General features: G+C 71.1%; 15 protein-coding genes. 10 read left to right on the top strand and 5 right to left on the bottom strand.

The window, feature by feature from the left end:
* Positions 1 to 15: 15 nt before the first annotated feature.
* Positions 16 to 1,674, top strand: a complete 1,659-nt coding sequence (locus EFK50_RS20085) for an FAD-binding dehydrogenase (RefSeq protein WP_123229366.1) — start codon at positions 16 to 18, stop codon at positions 1,672 to 1,674.
* Positions 1,675 to 1,744: 70 nt separating this feature from the next.
* A complete protein-coding gene (locus tag EFK50_RS20080) occupies positions 1,745 to 2,122 on the top strand; it encodes a VOC family protein (protein ID WP_123229365.1) in 378 nt (125 codons plus the stop codon).
* 6 nt (positions 2,123 to 2,128) lie between these two features.
* On the opposite strand, the gene EFK50_RS20075 is transcribed toward EFK50_RS20080, so the two are convergent.
* A complete protein-coding gene (locus EFK50_RS20075; protein ID WP_123229364.1) occupies positions 2,129 to 2,878 on the bottom strand; it encodes a TetR/AcrR family transcriptional regulator in 750 nt (249 codons plus the stop codon).
* Positions 2,879 to 2,962: 84 nt separating this feature from the next.
* Here EFK50_RS20075 and EFK50_RS20070 point away from each other — a divergent pair, with 84 nt between their 5' ends.
* Positions 2,963 to 5,119 carry an MMPL family transporter gene (locus EFK50_RS20070; protein ID WP_123229363.1) on the top strand — a complete coding sequence of 719 codons (2,157 nt, stop codon included), beginning with the start codon at positions 2,963 to 2,965 and terminating at the stop codon, positions 5,117 to 5,119.
* 12 nt (positions 5,120 to 5,131) lie between these two features.
* Here EFK50_RS20070 and EFK50_RS20065 read toward each other — a convergent pair whose 3' ends face one another.
* Both EFK50_RS20065 and EFK50_RS20060 read right to left on the bottom strand, forming a co-directional pair.
* Entirely contained in the window at positions 5,132 to 6,958 is a 1,827-nt protein-coding gene (locus EFK50_RS20065) for a CocE/NonD family hydrolase (protein ID WP_123229362.1), read from the bottom strand.
* A 31-nt stretch (positions 6,959 to 6,989) separates the two neighbouring features.
* A complete protein-coding gene (locus EFK50_RS20060) occupies positions 6,990 to 7,616 on the bottom strand; it encodes a TetR family transcriptional regulator (RefSeq protein ID WP_183407936.1) in 627 nt (208 codons plus the stop codon).
* A gap of 74 nt (positions 7,617 to 7,690) precedes the next feature.
* On the opposite strand from EFK50_RS20060, the gene EFK50_RS20055 reads away from it, so the two are divergent.
* The 6 genes from EFK50_RS20055 to EFK50_RS20030 all read left to right on the top strand — a co-directional run bounded on the left by EFK50_RS20055 (position 7,691) and on the right by EFK50_RS20030 (position 13,586).
* Positions 7,691 to 9,340, top strand: a complete 1,650-nt coding sequence (locus EFK50_RS20055) for an FAD-dependent oxidoreductase (protein WP_123229360.1) — start codon at positions 7,691 to 7,693, stop codon at positions 9,338 to 9,340.
* 74 nt (positions 9,341 to 9,414) lie between these two features.
* Positions 9,415 to 10,479 carry a CE1758 family FMN-dependent luciferase-like monooxygenase gene (locus tag EFK50_RS20050; protein WP_123229359.1) on the top strand — a complete coding sequence of 355 codons (1,065 nt, stop codon included), beginning with the start codon at positions 9,415 to 9,417 and terminating at the stop codon, positions 10,477 to 10,479.
* Complete coding sequence (locus tag EFK50_RS20045) at positions 10,476 to 11,072, top strand: CE1759 family FMN reductase (RefSeq protein ID WP_123229358.1); 597 nt, start codon at positions 10,476 to 10,478, stop codon at positions 11,070 to 11,072. Before EFK50_RS20050 ends, EFK50_RS20045 begins: the two co-directional genes overlap by 4 nt.
* A 75-nt stretch (positions 11,073 to 11,147) precedes the next feature.
* Entirely contained in the window at positions 11,148 to 11,450 is a 303-nt protein-coding gene (locus EFK50_RS22565; RefSeq protein WP_221177517.1) for a hypothetical protein, read from the top strand.
* Complete coding sequence (locus EFK50_RS20035) at positions 11,398 to 12,930, top strand: sensor histidine kinase (RefSeq protein ID WP_123229356.1); 1,533 nt, start codon at positions 11,398 to 11,400, stop codon at positions 12,928 to 12,930. The genes EFK50_RS22565 and EFK50_RS20035 overlap by 53 nt, the downstream gene beginning before the upstream one ends.
* A complete protein-coding gene (locus EFK50_RS20030) occupies positions 12,915 to 13,586 on the top strand; it encodes a response regulator transcription factor (protein ID WP_123229355.1) in 672 nt (223 codons plus the stop codon). The genes EFK50_RS20035 and EFK50_RS20030 overlap by 16 nt, the downstream gene beginning before the upstream one ends.
* Here EFK50_RS20030 and EFK50_RS20025 read toward each other — a convergent pair.
* Together EFK50_RS20025 and EFK50_RS20020 are read right to left on the bottom strand one after the other, a co-directional pair.
* Complete coding sequence (locus EFK50_RS20025; protein ID WP_123229354.1) at positions 13,583 to 14,491, bottom strand: serine/threonine-protein kinase; 909 nt, start codon at positions 14,489 to 14,491, stop codon at positions 13,583 to 13,585. The two genes, EFK50_RS20030 and EFK50_RS20025, sit on opposite strands and share 4 nt — an antisense overlap.
* A 61-nt stretch (positions 14,492 to 14,552) precedes the next feature.
* Positions 14,553 to 14,936: a hypothetical protein gene (locus EFK50_RS20020; RefSeq protein ID WP_123229353.1), complete on the bottom strand. Its 384-nt coding sequence runs from the start codon at positions 14,934 to 14,936 to the stop codon at positions 14,553 to 14,555.
* Positions 14,937 to 15,094: 158 nt separating this feature from the next.
* On the opposite strand from EFK50_RS20020, the gene EFK50_RS20015 reads away from it, so the two are divergent.
* Positions 15,095 to 15,601 (top strand): YflT domain-containing protein, encoded by a 507-nt coding sequence (locus tag EFK50_RS20015; RefSeq protein WP_123229352.1) that lies wholly within the window; start codon positions 15,095 to 15,097, stop codon positions 15,599 to 15,601.
* The last annotated feature ends 12 nt before the right edge of the window (positions 15,602 to 15,613 follow it).

Below are 15,613 nucleotides of genomic sequence, written 5' to 3'. Positions count from 1 at the left end.
TGTGACGCTGAGCGCATGCCTACTGATGCCGACGTCATCGTCGTCGGGGCCGGTCTCGCCGGTCTCGTCGCCACCGCTGAGCTCGCCGATGCCGGCAAGAAGGTGCTGCTGCTCGACCAGGAACCCGAGCAGAGCCTCGGCGGCCAGGCGTTCTGGTCGCTCGGCGGGCTGTTCCTGGTGGACACCCCGGAGCAGCGCCGGATGGGCATCAAGGACTCCCGCGAGCTGGCGCTCCAGGACTGGATGGGCAGTGCCCAGTTCGACCGCGAGTCCGACCACTGGCCGCGCAAGTGGGCCGAGGCGTACGTCGACTTCGCGGCCGGCGAGAAGCGGCAGTGGCTCCACGACCAGGGGCTGCGGATCTTCCCGGTCGTCGGCTGGGCCGAGCGCGGCGGCGGACTGGCGGGCGGGCACGGCAACTCGGTCCCGCGGTTCCACCTCACCTGGGGCACCGGTCCCGGCGTGGTCGCCCCGTTCGAGCGGCGGGTCAAGGAAGCGGTGGGGAAGGGCCTCGTCGAGATCCGCTACCGCCACCAGGTCGATGACCTGGTCAAGACCGACGGGGTCGTCACCGGCGTCGTCGGCACCCTGCTGGCGCCGGACGCGATGGACCGCGGCCGGCCCTCGAACCGGGAGGCGGTCGGCGACTTCTCCTACTCCTCGCAGGCAGTGATCGTGACCTCCGGCGGCATCGGCGGCAACCACGACCAGGTCCGCAAGCAGTGGCCGGTGGACCGGCTCGGGCAGCCGCCGAAGACGATGGTCGCCGGCGTACCGGCGCACGTGGACGGCCGGATGCAGTTCATCACCGAGGCGGCCGGAGCCGAGATCATCAACCCGGACCGGATGTGGCACTACACCGAGGGCCTGCGCAACTGGGACCCGATCTGGGAGAACCACGGCATCCGGATCCTGCCCGGCCCGTCGTCGCTCTGGCTCTCCGCGACCGGTGAGCGGTTCGGTGCGCCGTACCTGCCGGGCTTCGACACCCTGGGGACGCTCGGCGCGATCATGCGCACCGGCTACGACTACTCCTGGTTCGTGCTCACCCAGAAGGTGATCGAGAAGGAGTTCGCGCTGTCGGGGTCGGAGCAGAACCCGGACCTGACCGGCAAGGACCTCAAGCTGCTGCTCAAGCGGATCGGCTCCGGGGCGCCCGGTCCGGTGGAGGCGTTCAAGCAGCACGGTGAGGACTTCGTCGTCGCGGACAACCTCGAGGACCTGGTCGCCGGGATGCACCGGGTCTCCGGCGACTCGCTGATCACGGTGGAGTCGCTGCGCAGGACCATCACCGAGCGCGACCGCGAGCTCGACAACGACTTCACCAAGGACATCCAGATCACCTACCTGCGGGGGCACCGCAGCTACCGCGGCGACAAGCTGATCCGGGTCGCCTCCCCGCACAAGTTCCTGGATCCCAAGAACGGCCCGCTGATCGCCGTACGGCTCAACATCCTGACCCGCAAGACCCTCGGCGGCCTGCACACCGACCTCGACGCCCGCGTCCTCCAGCCCGACGGCACCCCGCTCCCGGGCGTGTACGCCGCCGGCGAGGTGGCGGGGTTCGGCGGCGGCGGGGTGCACGGCTACAACGCGCTGGAGGGCACCTTCCTCGGCGGCTGCATCTTCTCCGGCCGGATCGCCGGCCGAGCCGCGGCGAAGGCGCTCGGGTGACGGAGGTGCGGCGGAGCGGTCACCGGCGACGCCCTGGGGTGGGCGACCTGCTCCCGCTAGGCTGGGCGCCATGACTGGACGTGTCGTTCACTTCGAGATCCCGTACGACGACGGGGACCGCGCCCGGAAGTTCTACGCCGAGGCCTTCGGCTGGGACATCCAGGAGATCCCGGACATGCACTACGCCATCGTCCGGACCGGCCCGACCGACGCGGACGGGTTCCCGTCGGAGGGCGGCTACATCGGCGGCGGCATGCTCAAGCGCGAGTCGCCCACCGACCGTCCGGTGATCACGATCGACGTCGAGGACATCGACGCCGCCGTGGCCCGCGTCGAGGAGCTCGGCGGGATGGTCGTGCTCGGCCGCCAGGACGTCGGCGACATGGGCTACGCGGCGTACTTCAAGGACGTCGAGGGCAACCTGATGGGGCTCTTCCAGAAGCGCTGAGCCGGCTCAGCGGGCCAGCAGGTCTCGGATCAGGGTGCGGAGGCGGGGGAGCTCGTCGACCAGGCCCAGGGGCGCTGCCTGGTCCTCGATCATCGCGCGGAAGAGGTGCGCCTCGTCGACGATCCGCGGGTCGATGTGCCGGAAGACCTCCAGCGTGACGGTGCCGTAGAGGCGCGACCAGGCGCGCTCCAGGATCCAGACCAGTCCGCGCATCTCCTCCGGTACGCCGGTCAGGTCGGCGGGGACCTGCGGGTCGCGGAGGATGGTGGCCAGGCCCGGTTCGAGGTCGGTCAGCGCGGGGATCGGGAACCGGTACTTCTCCCAGAGCTCGAACAGCAGCGCCGAGAAGATCATGCCGGTGCCGGGTGAGCTGACCTCGTCGACGCAGTCCACGTCGACGTTGGTGAAGACCAGCGAGAACTCCTCGCGGTTGTCGAGCGCCCACTGCCGGAACTCGACGGCCGCCGCGATCAGCCGGCCGGCCGGGTCGTCGGCGGGCTGGCCGTCGGCGGCGCCGGTGATCCGCTCGGCGACGTCGGTGTCGATCGAGATCGCGACCATCCGGACCAGCTCCTCGTGGCTGGCGGCGTACCGGTAGAGCGCCGGGGCGGTCATGCCGAGCTCGCGGGCGACCGCGCGCAGGGTGACCTCGCCACGATTCACGAGCAGCGTGCGCGCCGCGGCGACGATGCGCGCCGTGGTCGCGGCGTGCGTCTGCGCCCGAGTGCTCGACGCGCTGGTCGGTGCGGTGGTCACGGGACTCCTCGGTGAACGGACTTGACAACCTCCAGTTTACACCGTTTACAGTTAACGGTGTAAACCCCCTCCCGAGGAGTCTTCATGCTGAACCGTTGGACCCAGTTCCTGCTCAGCCGGGCGAAGTTCGTCCTGGCCACCGGCATCGTCGCCACGATCGCCGCCGCGACGTACGGGCTCGGCGTCTTCGACGCCCTCGGGCAGGGCGGGTTCGACGACCCGTCGACCGACTCGTCCCAGGAGCTGGCGCGCGAGCGGGCCGTGTTCGGCAACAAGAACGTCGACGTGGTGGCGATCTTCCGGAGCGAGAGCCTGGCCGCGACCGACCCGCAGTTCAAGGCGGACGTCGAGGAGACCCTCGCCGGCGTCCCGAAGGACGCGGTGACCTCGGTGCTCACCGCCTGGGACACCGGCGATCCGGCGATGATCAGCACTGACGGCCATGCCGTCCAGGTGCTCGTCTCGCTGGCCGGTGAGACCCAGAACGACCAGGCCGACAGCAACGACGTGGTGATGCCGGCGCTCGAGCGCACCGCCGGCGACCTGGAGGTCGACCTCGCCGGCCCGTGGGCCGTCTACACCGGTGTCAACGAGACCGTCTCGGAGGACTTGGCCCGGGCCGAGCTGATCACCCTGCCGATCGTGCTGATCCTCTCGCTGCTCATCTTCGGCAGCCTGGTCGCCGCCGCGATGCCGGTCATGGTCGGCGCGATCTCGGTGCTCGGCGCACTCGCACTGGTCCGGATCCTCACGCTGTTCGGCGAGGTCTCGGTCTTCTCGATCAACGTCATCTCGTTGCTCGGCATGGGTCTGGCGATCGACTACGCCCTGTTCATCATCAGCCGCTTCCGCGAGGAGCTCGCCGAGCTGCCCGAGGACGACGAGAACGCCGCGAGGACGGCGATGCGGATCACCCTCGGCACGGCAGGGCGCACCGTGCTCTTCTCCGCGTTCACCGTCGCGGTGGCGATGTCCGCGCTGCTGGTCTTCCCGCAGAACTTCCTGCGCAGCCTCGGGTACGGCGGCATCGCGGCGGTGCTGATCGGTGCCGTCACCGCGCTGACGATCCTGCCGGCCGTGCTGGTCCTGCTCGGCCGCCGGATCGACGCGGGCCGGATGCCGTGGCGCCGCGGCAAGGCAGTCGCGACCGACACCAGCCACGGCGCCTGGGCGCGGCTGGCGCACGCGGTGATGAAGCGCCCGATCGTGGTGATGATCGCGATCGTCGGACTGCTGCTGCTGGTGGCCTCGCCGTTCCTCGGCGTGAAGTGGGGCTCGGTCGACTACCGGGTGCTCCCGCCCGACCACCCGGCGCACGTCGCGGCCGAGAAGCTCAACGACCAGTTCGGCGAGGAGAAGTCGACGGCCAACGTGCTCCTCGAGACCGCCGACGAGACCGAGATCGACTCCTACGTCGCGAGCGCGAGCAAGGTGGACAAGGTGCTCGACGTCCGGCCGGTCGAGACGAAGGACGGCGTCACCCTGCTGCGCGCCACCTGGTCCGGCAACAGCCAGACCGAGGCGTCCCGCGGGGTCGTCGAGGACCTCCGCGAGATCCCCGGGCCGGACGGCAGCAAGGTGCTGATCGGCGGGCTGAGCGCCGACACCGTCGACCTGCTCTCCTCGATCAAGACGCACCTGCCGTGGATGGGCGCGATCATCGTCGCCGCGATGCTGGTGCTGCTGTTCCTGGCGTTCGGATCGATCGTGCTGCCGATCAAGGCGGTGGTGATGAACCTGCTCTCGATCAGCGCCTCCTTCGGCGTGATCACCTGGATCTTCGGCGGCGGCCACCTGGAAGGGTTCCTCGACTACAGCTCCACCGGGTTCCTGGACGCGACCCAGCCGATCTTCATGCTGGCGATCCTGGTCGGCCTCTCGATGGACTACGAGGTCTTCCTGCTCAGCCGGGTCCGCGAGCAGTGGGACAAGGACGCGGACTCAGGGATGAGCCCGTCGGACCGGAACACCCACGCAGTCGCGGTCGGGGTTCAGAAGACCGGGCGGATCATCACGTCCGCGGCGCTGCTGCTGGCCGTCGTGATCGGCGGCTTCTCCACCAGCGGGATCGTCTTTATGAAGATGATCGGCGTCGGCATGCTGGTGGCGCTGCTGGTCGACGCGACCATTGTCCGCGCGCTGCTCGTGCCCGCGACGATGAAGCTGCTCGGCAGATGGAATTGGTGGGCACCCGGCCCGCTCCGCCGTTTCTGGGAGCGGTACGGGATCCGCGAAGCCTGAGCCGGTGCCGCATCACTTCACCACCGGGAGCCGGAGCACCTGGGCCGTGCTCCCGGAGGTGATCGTCACCAGGTTCGCGCCGAGGCCGCCGCGGTAGTTCAGCGAGCTCGCCGCCACCACCAGCCGGATCCGGTGGCCCGGGGCGAAGCGGTGCACGAACGCGGGCATCGTCACCGTGAACGGCTTGGAGGCGTCCGGGATCCGCACCGGGGCGGTCAGGTTCTTGATGTCGCTGGCCTTCCCGTCCGGTGCGACGTCCTGCATCCGGATCAAGAGCACCAGGTCGCCGGCCGGGCCGAGCTTCTGGGTCGCCTCGGCGGCGGCCGCCGAGACCTTGAGGGTCAGCTTGGGGGATCCGGCGACGGCCACCGGGCTGGTGAGCGCGGCGCTGTTCCAGGCGGCCGTCGTCCCGGGCAGGTCGAACTCGGGGACCGAGATCTTCGCGAAGTACGAGATGGCGTCCAGCGCGGTCAGGTTCGTCGGCAGTCCGGCCGGCGCGGTCACCAGGCTCTGGGTGCCCTTGACGAGGCCGGTCGCCGACGGCGTCAGGCCCTTGCCGGACAGGTAGTAGGACCGGGTGCTGCCGACCGGGAACGAGGCCGAGGTGGCGTACGCCGGGGAGGCGTTGCCGGAGTACTTGACCCAGTCCCGGAAGTAGGCGAACTCGGGTCCGGTGCCGACCTTCCGGCCCTTCAGGTAGCGCTCGAACCAGGCCGAGATCCGGCCGGTCTCGTACTGCGTCGCCGGGTTCGGACGGGAGAGGTCGATCTCGCCGGGCGCCGGGCTGCTGTCGGAGTGTCCCCACGACTGCCAGATCATCTTGACCTCGGTGCCCTGCGCCTGCAGGCCGCGGTAGTTGGCGATGCCCTCGTTGAGGTTGAACAGGGTGTCGCCCTCGCCCTGGATGAGCAGGGTCGGAATCTTGATCTTCGGCAGGTACGACGACGCCGACGCGTGCCGCAGCTTGGCGGTGGAGCCGGCGTCGAAGTAGCCGAGGGTCCCGGCCTGGACCAGGGCGGCGCAGACGAAGGACGCGAAGTTCGGGCAGGGCAGGAACCGGGTCGGGTCGACAGCGGCGTTGTTCAGGCCGTTGATGATGCCGAGGGCGGTGAAGCCCAGCCCCCAGGTGAGCTTCGTGGCCCCCGGCGTCGAGGTCCGGACCCCCGAGACCTGGGTGGTGTTGTTCGGGCCGAGCGAGTAGGACAGGTCGCTCCAGGTGATGATCGGGACGATGGCGTCCAGCCGCGGGTCGACCGAGGCGATCGCGAACTGGATCTGGCCGCCGTACGAGCCGCCGACCATGCCGACCCTCGGGTCGTTGGCGAGCCGCTTGCCGTTGTGCGCCTTCGCGTCCCGCCGGATCACGGTGAGGACCGGCGCGGGCTTGGTGTGCTTGGCGTCCTTGAAGGCGATCCCGCGGGCGCCGCCCAGGTAGGAGATCAGCTGCCTGCCGGCGACGCCGTCCCAGTCCGGGTCGTCGAGGGTGATCTGGCAGCCGGACCCGCCGAAGCCGAGGCCGGAGTAGGAGAGCACCGCGTACCCGCGCTGCGAGAACGCCTTGCCGATGCCGGCCTGGTCGGCCTTGGAGCCGCCGAAGCCGTTGGTGGCGAGGATCGCCGGGACGCGCTTGCGGCTGCTCACCCCGGCCGGCAGGTAGAGGTCGCCGACGATGTCGCAGGTCTTCTTGGCGCCCGGGCCGACCTTCACCTTGAAGTGCAGCGGGGTGACGGTGTACTTCGCGGCGGCGGACGCGGGAGTCGACAGGCCGGCCGTCGCGAGCGCGCCGGCCGCCAGGGCGAGGGCGACGAGGGGAGCGATCGAGCGGGGTGAGAAGCGCATGACCGGGACAACGATGGCTGCGTGACCCCGGTTACGCGCCGGTAGCCTCGGAGACCGGCGCGGTCAGCATCCCGGCGATCATCGCGACCGTCTCGGTGATGGTCGCGTCGTCGTCGGCGATCGCGCGACCCTCCGCCTGCGCCGCTCGTTCCAGGTCGGCGATCAGCCCGGCCATCACGGTCGTCAGTGCGTCCATCCGCCGTCGCCGGGTCTCCCGCGGCAGCTCCTTGAGGGCGAGGCTGAGCCGGTGCGCGACGATGCTGACGACCGGCCAGCGCTCGCTGCTGAGCAGGCCCTCGGTGACCGCGGGCAGCCGGCGTACCTGCTCGAGGAACCGGGCGTAGTGGGTCGAGCCCTCGGCGTACGGGACTTCGAACATCGGCCGGATCAGGATCTCCAGCAGCGCGACCACGGTGTCGGGACGGCCGCTGGTCTCGTGCGCGGAGAGCAGCTCGACCTGCCGGTCGGCGAGGTCGGCGAGCCGGCGCTCGAGGATCGCGGTGATGAGTCCGTCGCGGGCGCCGAAGTGGTACTGGACCGCCGACCGGTTCCGCTGCCCGGCGGCTTCGACGATCTCCTGGGTCGGCACCGAGAGGCCGCGCTCGGCGATCAGTCGCTCGCCGGCGACGAGCAGCTTCTCTCGGGCGGTGCGCGCCACGGATCCTCCTGGTTCTCTCGGTGCGGTAATACTACAGGTTGACAAGTCTAATACAAACGTATTAGAACTCGGGCATGACTGAGCAGCAGGAGCAGGACGTCGACCTGGTGGTCGTGGGCAGCGGCGCCGGCGGGATGGTGGCCGCGCTGGCGGCCCGTGCGGCCGGGCTGGACGTGGTCCTGGTCGAGAAGGCGCCGTGGTTCGGAGGCACCACCGCGCTCTCCGGCGGCGGTATCTGGGTGCCCAACAACCCGACCCTGGTCGAGGCCGGGGTCAGCGACCCCGAGGAGTCGGTCCTGACCTACCTGCGGGCCCTCGTCGGGGACGCGGTCGACGACGCCCGGATCCGGACCTACGTGCAGGAGGGTCCGAAGGTGATGGCGTGGCTGGAGCAGGCGAGTCCGCACCTGCGCTTCGAGCACGTCGCCGGATACAGCGACTACCACCCGGAGCTGCCCGGCGGCCGCCCCGAGGGCAGGACGGTCGAGGCGCTCCCGTTCGACACGACCCTGCTCGGGGGACTGGCCCGGACGATGCGCCGGACCCCGCTGGCCGCGCCGATGGGGCTCTACCTGACCGAGGCGGAGTACGCCGCCGTCGCGATGATGCGGCGCACCTGGCGAGGGCGCCGTACGGCGCTGCGGATGGCCGGCCGCGGCATCCTCGACCGGGTCCGGCGGCGCCGGATGGTCGCGCTCGGCCAGGCACTCGTCGGGCGGCTCCGGCTGGCGCTCGAGGAGGCCGGCGTCCCGGTCCGGCTGGAGTGCGAGCTCACCGGCCTGGTGGTGGCGGACGGCCGGGTGCGCGGGGTCGAGGTCCGGCGGGACGGCGTGGCTTCCCGGTTGGGCGCCCGGCGCGGGGTGGTCCTCGCGAGCGGCGGTTTCGACCACAACCAGCAGCTGCGCGATGCCGAGCTGCCGGCGCTGGCCGCGGCGGACGCCAGCGGCGGCGCGAACACCAACACCGGCGACGGGATCCTCGCCGGCCGGGCGATCGGCGCGGCCACCGACCTGATGGACGACGCCTGGTGGATGCCCGTGGTCCGGCTGCCCGGCGACCGGATCCAGGTCCTGGTCTCGGAGCGGTGCATCCCGGGGTCGCTGATCGTGACGCCCGAGGGGCGGCGGTTCGTGAACGAGAGCTCGCCGTACGTGAACTTCGTGAAGGACCAGCTGCGGGCCGGGCACCGCACGGTCTGGCTGGTGATGGATGCCCGGGCCCGGTCGCGCTACCCGTTCGCGGGGATCCTGCCGGGGCAGCCGTTCCCGCGGTCCTGGTACGAGTCCGGGCTGGTGCTGCGGTCGTCGTCCCTGGACGTGCTCGCCGGCCGGATCGGGGTGGAGGCCGACGTGCTCGCCGCGACGGTCGACCGGTTCAACGAGCACGCCCGGGAGGGGGTCGATCCCGACTTCGCCCGCGGCGAGAGCGCCTACGACCGGTACTACGGCGACCCGACGCTGCCGAACCCGACGCTGGCGCCGCTGGAGCGCGGCCCGTACTACGCGGTCCGGATCGAGGCCGGCGACCTGGGCACCAAGGGCGGCCTGCTCACCGACCCGGATGCCCGGGTGCTCGATGTCGGCGGCCGGCCGATCGAGGGGCTCTACGCGACCGGGAACACCAGCGCGTCGGTGATGGGTCCCGAGTACGCCGGCGCCGGGGCGACGATCGGTCCGGCGATGGTCTTCGGGTGGATCGCGGCGCGGCACGCTGCGGGCGTCTGACCCAGGAATGGACTTCCTCCTCAGTTTGTTGAAGGATCAACTACCGGACCTGAGTCCGAACCGAGGAGGACCTGATGGAGTACGGCATCTTCACCGTCGGCGATGTCACCACCGACCCGACGACCGGTCGCACGCAGACCGAGCACGAGCGGATCAAGAGCACGGTCGCCATCGCGGTCAAGGCCGAGGAGATCGGCCTGGACGTCTTCGCCACCGGCGAGCACCACAACCCGCCGTTCGCCGCGCCCGCCAACCCGCCGGTGCTGCTCGCGCACATCGCCGCGAAGACCGAGCGGATCAAGCTCTCCACCTCGACCACGCTGATCACCACCAACGACCCGGTGCGGATTGCCGAGGACTACGCCTACCTGCAGCACCTGGCCGACGGCCGGATGGACCTGATGCTCGGCCGCGGCAACACCGGCCCGGTGTACCCGTGGTTCGGCAAGGACATCCGTGAGGGCATCCCGCTCGCCATCGAGAACTACGCGCTGCTGCACCGCCTCTGGCGCGAGGAGAACGTCGACTGGCAGGGCAAGTTCCGGACGCCGCTGCAGGGCTTCACCTCGACGCCGCGCCCGTTGGACGGCAGCCCGCCGTTCGTCTGGCATGGGTCGATCCGCAGCCCCGAGATCGCCGAGCAGGCGGCGTACTACGGCGACGGGTTCTTCTCCAACCACATCTTCTGGCCGGCCGAGCACACCGCCCGGATGATCGCGCTCTACCGCGCCCGCTTCGAGCACTACGGCCACGGCACCGCCGACGACGCGATCGTCGGACTCGGCGGTCAGGTCTACCTGGCGCGGAACAGCCAGGACGCCGTCAAGGAGTTCCGCCCGTACTTCGACAACGCCCCCGTCTACGGCCACGGCCCGTCGCTGGAGGAGTTCACCGCGCAGACGCCGCTCACCGTCGGGTCGCCGGCCGAGGTCGTCGAGAAGACGCTGGGCTTCAAGGAGTACGCCGGCAACTACAACCGCCAGCTGTTCCTGGTCGACCACGCCGGGCTGCCGCTCGACGCGGTGCTCAAGCAGCTCGACCTGCTCGGCGAAGTCGTCGCCGAGCTCCGGTCCCACGAGACGCCCAGCCCGGACGTCGAGCTTGTCGAGACGCCCGCACCCGAAGGGAGTGCCTCATGACCCACCAGATCGTCGTCGTCACCGCCGGCCTGAGCGACCCGTCGTCGACCCGGCTGCTCGCCGACCTGCTCGCCGGCGCGGCCGGGACGGCGCTGCCGGAGGCCGAGGTCACCGTGATCGAGCTCCGGCCGCTGGCGCACGCGCTCACCGACCACCTGCTGACCGGGTTCGCCACCGGCGAGCTGGCGGAGGCGCTGGCGAAGGTGGCCGCGGCCGACGGCCTGATCGTGGTCAGCCCGGTGTTCAGCGCGTCGTACAGCGGACTCTTCAAGACGTTCTTCGACGTCCTGGAGACGGGCGCCCTGGACGGCACCCCGGTGCTGATCGCCGCCACCGCCGGGACCGCGCGGCACTCGCTGGTCCTGGAGCACGCACTGCGGCCGCTGTTCAGCTACCTGCACGCGGTCGTCGTCCCGACCGGGGTGTTCGCCGCGACCGACGACTTCGCCGGGGACGCGCTCCGCCGCCGGGTCGACCGGGCGGCCGCCGAGCTCGCGGCCCTGGTCGCGGCCCGGCCGCGGACGGCCAAGCCGGACCAGTTCGATCGGGACCTCGCCGCGATGGGCGACTTCGAGAGCCTGCTCAACGGTTGAGCTTCATGAGAGGTCTCTCATGAAGGACTCATCCAGGACCCATCCCGGTCGGGGATGATGCTGCAGGTGGGCACCGTGACGCGTTTCGTGATCGTCGGCGTCGTGATCCTCGTCGGACTCGGCGTCGGGGTCGGGGCGCTGGCCAGTCGCGGCGGTCCCGACCCCGGACCGCTGCAGCCGATCGTGATCACCGAGCCCCCGGCGCCCACCCCCAGGCCGACGCCCACCGGCAAGCCGACCCCCACCGGCAAGCCGACGGCGAAGCCGACCGGGAACGGCGTCACGGTGGTGCCGCCACGGCCGACCCGGGTCGATGACGACGACGATGACGACGACGAGCGCGACGACGACCGCGGCCGGGGCGACGATGACGACTGAGGGAGCGCGGCCGGGCCACGCGCTGACCGTGCGCACCCGGATCACCGCCACCGTCGCGGTGCTCGGTGCGCTCGCGCTGAGCGTCGCCGGGGTGCTGGTGTACCTGCTCGAGTCGGGCCGGATCGACGAGCGGGTCAACGACCGGATCACCCAGGAGGTCGCCGAGCTCCGCGTCTTCGAGGAGACCTCGGTCGACCCCGACACCGGCCGGCGGATCAGTGACGCGGACCGGCTGATCGAGGTCTTCCTGACCCGGAACGTGCCCGACGAGGACGAGCTGCTGGTGCACTACGCCGCCGGCAAGCCAGCGTTCCGGAGCCCCCACGAGGACGCCGAGGAGCTGCTCGCGGCGCCCGCCTACCGGCAGGCCGTCGCCGGCATTCTCGAGCGCGGCGGCAACGTCGAGGTCGACATCTCCGGGCTCGGCGAGGTCTGGGTCACCACGGTGCCGGTGGTCGACACCCGGAGCAGCGGCTCGATGGCGATCGTGCACTTCCTGGACTCCGACCGCGCCGAGCTGTCCAGCACGATGCGGACCTACGCCGTGGTCGCCGGGATCGCGCTGATCCTGATGATCGCGGTCGCGGCGGTCTACTCCGGCCGACTGCTCGCACCCCTGCGGGTGCTGCGCTCGACGGCCCAGGAGATCAACGCCACCGACCTCTCCCGCCGGATCCCGGTCCGAGGTCAGGACGACATCGCCGCACTGACCAGCACCGTCAACGCCATGCTGGACCGGCTCGAAGCGGGGTTCGCCACCCAGCGGGAGTTCCTCGACGACGCCGGTCACGAGCTGAAGACGCCGCTGACCATCCTGCGCGGGCACCTCGAGCTGCTCGATCCGGCCGATGCTGCGGAGGTCGACGAGACCCGAGTCCTGCTGCTCGACGAGGTCGACCGGATGTCCCGGCTGGTCGAGGACCTGATCCTGCTCGCCAAGTCGGAGCGCCCCGACTTCCTGGCGCCGGCACCCACCGACGTCGCCACCCTGCTCGAGTCGGTCCGGGCCAAGGCGAGCGCGCTCGGCGACCGGGACTGGGTCACCGAGACGGACGCGGCCGGCGAAGCGGTGGTCGACGAGCAGCGGATCACCCAGGCGGTGCTCCAGCTGGCGGCCAACGCGGTCAAGCACAGCGAGGACGGGTCCCGGATCGTGCTCGGTGCCTGGGTCCGCGGCAACGAGCTCCAGCTCTGGGTGCGGGACCGCGGCGCCGGCGTACCGGAACTGGATCGGCAGCGGGTCTTCGAGCGGTTCGGACGCTCGACCGGGTCGCCGGACGACGACGGCTTCGGCCTGGGTCTCTCGATCGTCCGGGCGATCGCCGAGGCGCACGGCGGGCGTGCTTGGGTGGAGGACGCCGTACCGGGGGCGCGGTTCGTGATCGCGGTCCCGTGGGTACGCCGGGACGCGAGCGACGCCGAGCAGACCCTGATCATCCCCGTACCGGAGAGCGAGGACCGGACATGGCTCGGATCCTGATCGTCGAGGACGAGACCCGTATCGCGTCCTTCCTCGACAAGGGCCTGCGGGCCGAAGGGCACCTGACCACGGTCGTCGGGGACGGCCCGACCGGGCTCGACGTCGCGCTCAGCGGTGAGCACGACCTGATGATCCTGGACATCGGGCTGCCCGGCATCGACGGCTTCGAGGTGCTCGACCAGCTCCGGTCCCAGGGGTCGGCGATCCCGGTGATCGTGCTGACCGCCCGGGACTCGGTGGGCGACACCGTCTCGGCGCTCGAGGGCGGCGCCGACGACTACATGGCGAAGCCGTTCCGGTTCGCCGAGCTGCTCGCCCGGGTCCGGCTGCGGCTCCGGGCGCCCGGCGGGGCGAACGACGGCGACCGGTCCGAGATCCTGGAGAGCGGCGGGGTCCGGCTCGACCTGCGCACCCGGCGCGCGGTGGCGGACGGGCGGGAGGTGGAGCTGTCGGCCAAGGAGTTCACCCTGGCCGAGATCTTCCTGTCGCACCCCGGGCAGGTGCTCTCCCGCGAGCAGCTGCTCGACCACGCCTGGGGCTACGACTTCGACCCGGGCTCGAACGTCGTCGACGTCTACGTCGGGTACCTGCGGCGCAAGCTCGGCGCGGCTCGGATCGAGACGGTCCGCGGCGCCGGCTACCGGTTCCGGGGCTAACCGCGCACCTTGAACCCGGCCAGGTGGCCGCGGGGGATCGCGGCGAGCACCGGGGCGAGGTGGTCGGCCACCTCCGCCGGGCGCGGCCGGTCCGCGGGATGCCGTTCGAGCATCGCCTCGACGATCACCCGGACCGGACCGGGGACCCGGTCGGGAAGCGGGTCGGTCTCCTCGATCAGCTGCGGGTGCCGTTCCGCGGCGCTGCCGGCGTCGGGGTCGCCCTGGCGGAACGGCCGTGACGCGGTGATCGCCTCGTAGAGGGTCGCGCCGACTCCCCAGACGTCGGCGGCGACCGTCGGGACGCCGTACCGGCCGCCCGGTTCGCACTGCTCGGGCGCCATGTACGCGTCGGTCCCGATCAGGTGCCCGAGCGCCGCGGCGTCCTCGTGCGTCCGGGCCACCGACAGGTCGATCAGCCGGGCCGGGGCGCCCATGATGACGTTGCTGGGCTTGATGTCGAGGTGCACGTAGCCGACCCGGTCCAGGTAGTGCAGCGCCGAGCAGATGTCGATCGCCAGCGGCAGGTACTGCTGCTCCTGGAGCGGGCCGTAGCGCCGGATCAGGCTGGACAGCCGCGGTCCGTCGACGTTCTCCAGCACCACGTGCGGGCGCGGGCCGTCGAGGACGTGGCGCAGTCCGCGGACCACCACCGGGTGGTTGATCGCCGCCAGTGCAGCGACCTCGCGCCGCAGCCCGCGCAGGGCCGAGCCGTCCTCGACCTGGCTCGGCCGCACCACCTTGGCGACCGCCGGGCCGTAGGTGATCTCGTCGAACGCGAGGTACGCCTCGTACGCCGCCCCGCCGCCGAGCAGGCGGACGGCGGTCAGCTCGTCGGTGAGCGGGTCGCCCTCGGCGAGGGCCCAGGAGTCGGCGACCACGTCGGGTCGGGCTGCGGTGATCGTCATCAGGTGCTCCGTCCGGTCGGGGGTGCGGTCCGTGCGGACCGCACCCCGGTGGCGCCGAGGATCAGCGGCGGGTGTCGTTGCGGCTGCGGTCGTTGGTCAGGTTCGCCGACCGGTCACGGGTCCGGTCCCCGCCGTCCCGGGTCCAGTCCCGGGTCTTGTCGCTGCGGGAGAGGTCCCGGTCGCGGCTGACCTTGGTGAAGTTGCTCCGGGTGTGGTCGCGGGTGCTGCGCGAGACCCCGGTGTTGCGGGTGTCGCGGCTGCGGGTGTCGGCCAGCCGGTCGTTGGTGTCGTCATCGTCGTCGTCGGCGACGAGGACCAGCTCCGGGCTGTCCTCGTCGCGCTTGTTCGCGTTGTCGGCCGAGCTCGGGCTCTGGATCGCCAGCACGCCGACGGCCAGCAACCCGGCCATGCCGAGCAGCGGGGCGGTCAACAGGGACTTCTTCATGGTCGTTCCTCTCGTCGTGGTCCCGTGGCCGGAAGGCCCGAGGACGTCTACGAGAGGACTCTGACGGTCGCAGGTGAGGCAGTCGTGAGCGTCGGATGAGAGCGTCCTCATCCAGCCGGATCGGGCGCGGACCACCGGTCGGGGAGCACAATGGGCTCATGGCACCTGCACAGCAGCCCCGGACCACGAAGCTCCTCACCCTCGACTTCCCGCAGTCGCTGGCCGTCTACACCGAGTACAAGGACGCCCAGAAGGCGGTCGACTACCTGTCCGACCACGAGTTCCCGGTGCAGAACTGCATGATCGTCGGCACCGAGCTCAAGCAGGTCGAGCGGATCACCGGCCGGCTCACGAACGCCCGGGTGGCCGGCATGGGCGCGCTCTCCGGTCTCTGGCTCGGCCTCTTCGTCGGTCTGATCTTCTCGTTCTTCGGCAAGGACGGGAACGCGCTCGCGATGGTGCTGTCCACCGCGCTGCTCGGGGCGGCGTTCGGCACCGTCTGGTCGCTGCTCGGCTTCATGGCGACCCGGGGGCAGCGCGACTTCTCCTCGGTCACCGCAGTCGTCGCGACCCGGTACGAGGTGCTCGTCGAGCACAAGGTGCTCGGCCAGGCGCAGCAGCTGCTGCAGCAATTGCCCGGAGCCACACCCAACCCCTTCGCCTGAGACGGCCGTGTC

This window comes from Nocardioides marmoriginsengisoli, from assembly GCF_003725695.1.
Classification (GTDB): Bacteria; Actinomycetota; Actinomycetes; order Propionibacteriales; family Nocardioidaceae; genus Marmoricola; species Marmoricola marmoriginsengisoli.
The sequence above is the reverse complement of the archived record's forward strand: the minus strand, read 5'-3'. Positions and strand labels throughout refer to the sequence as shown.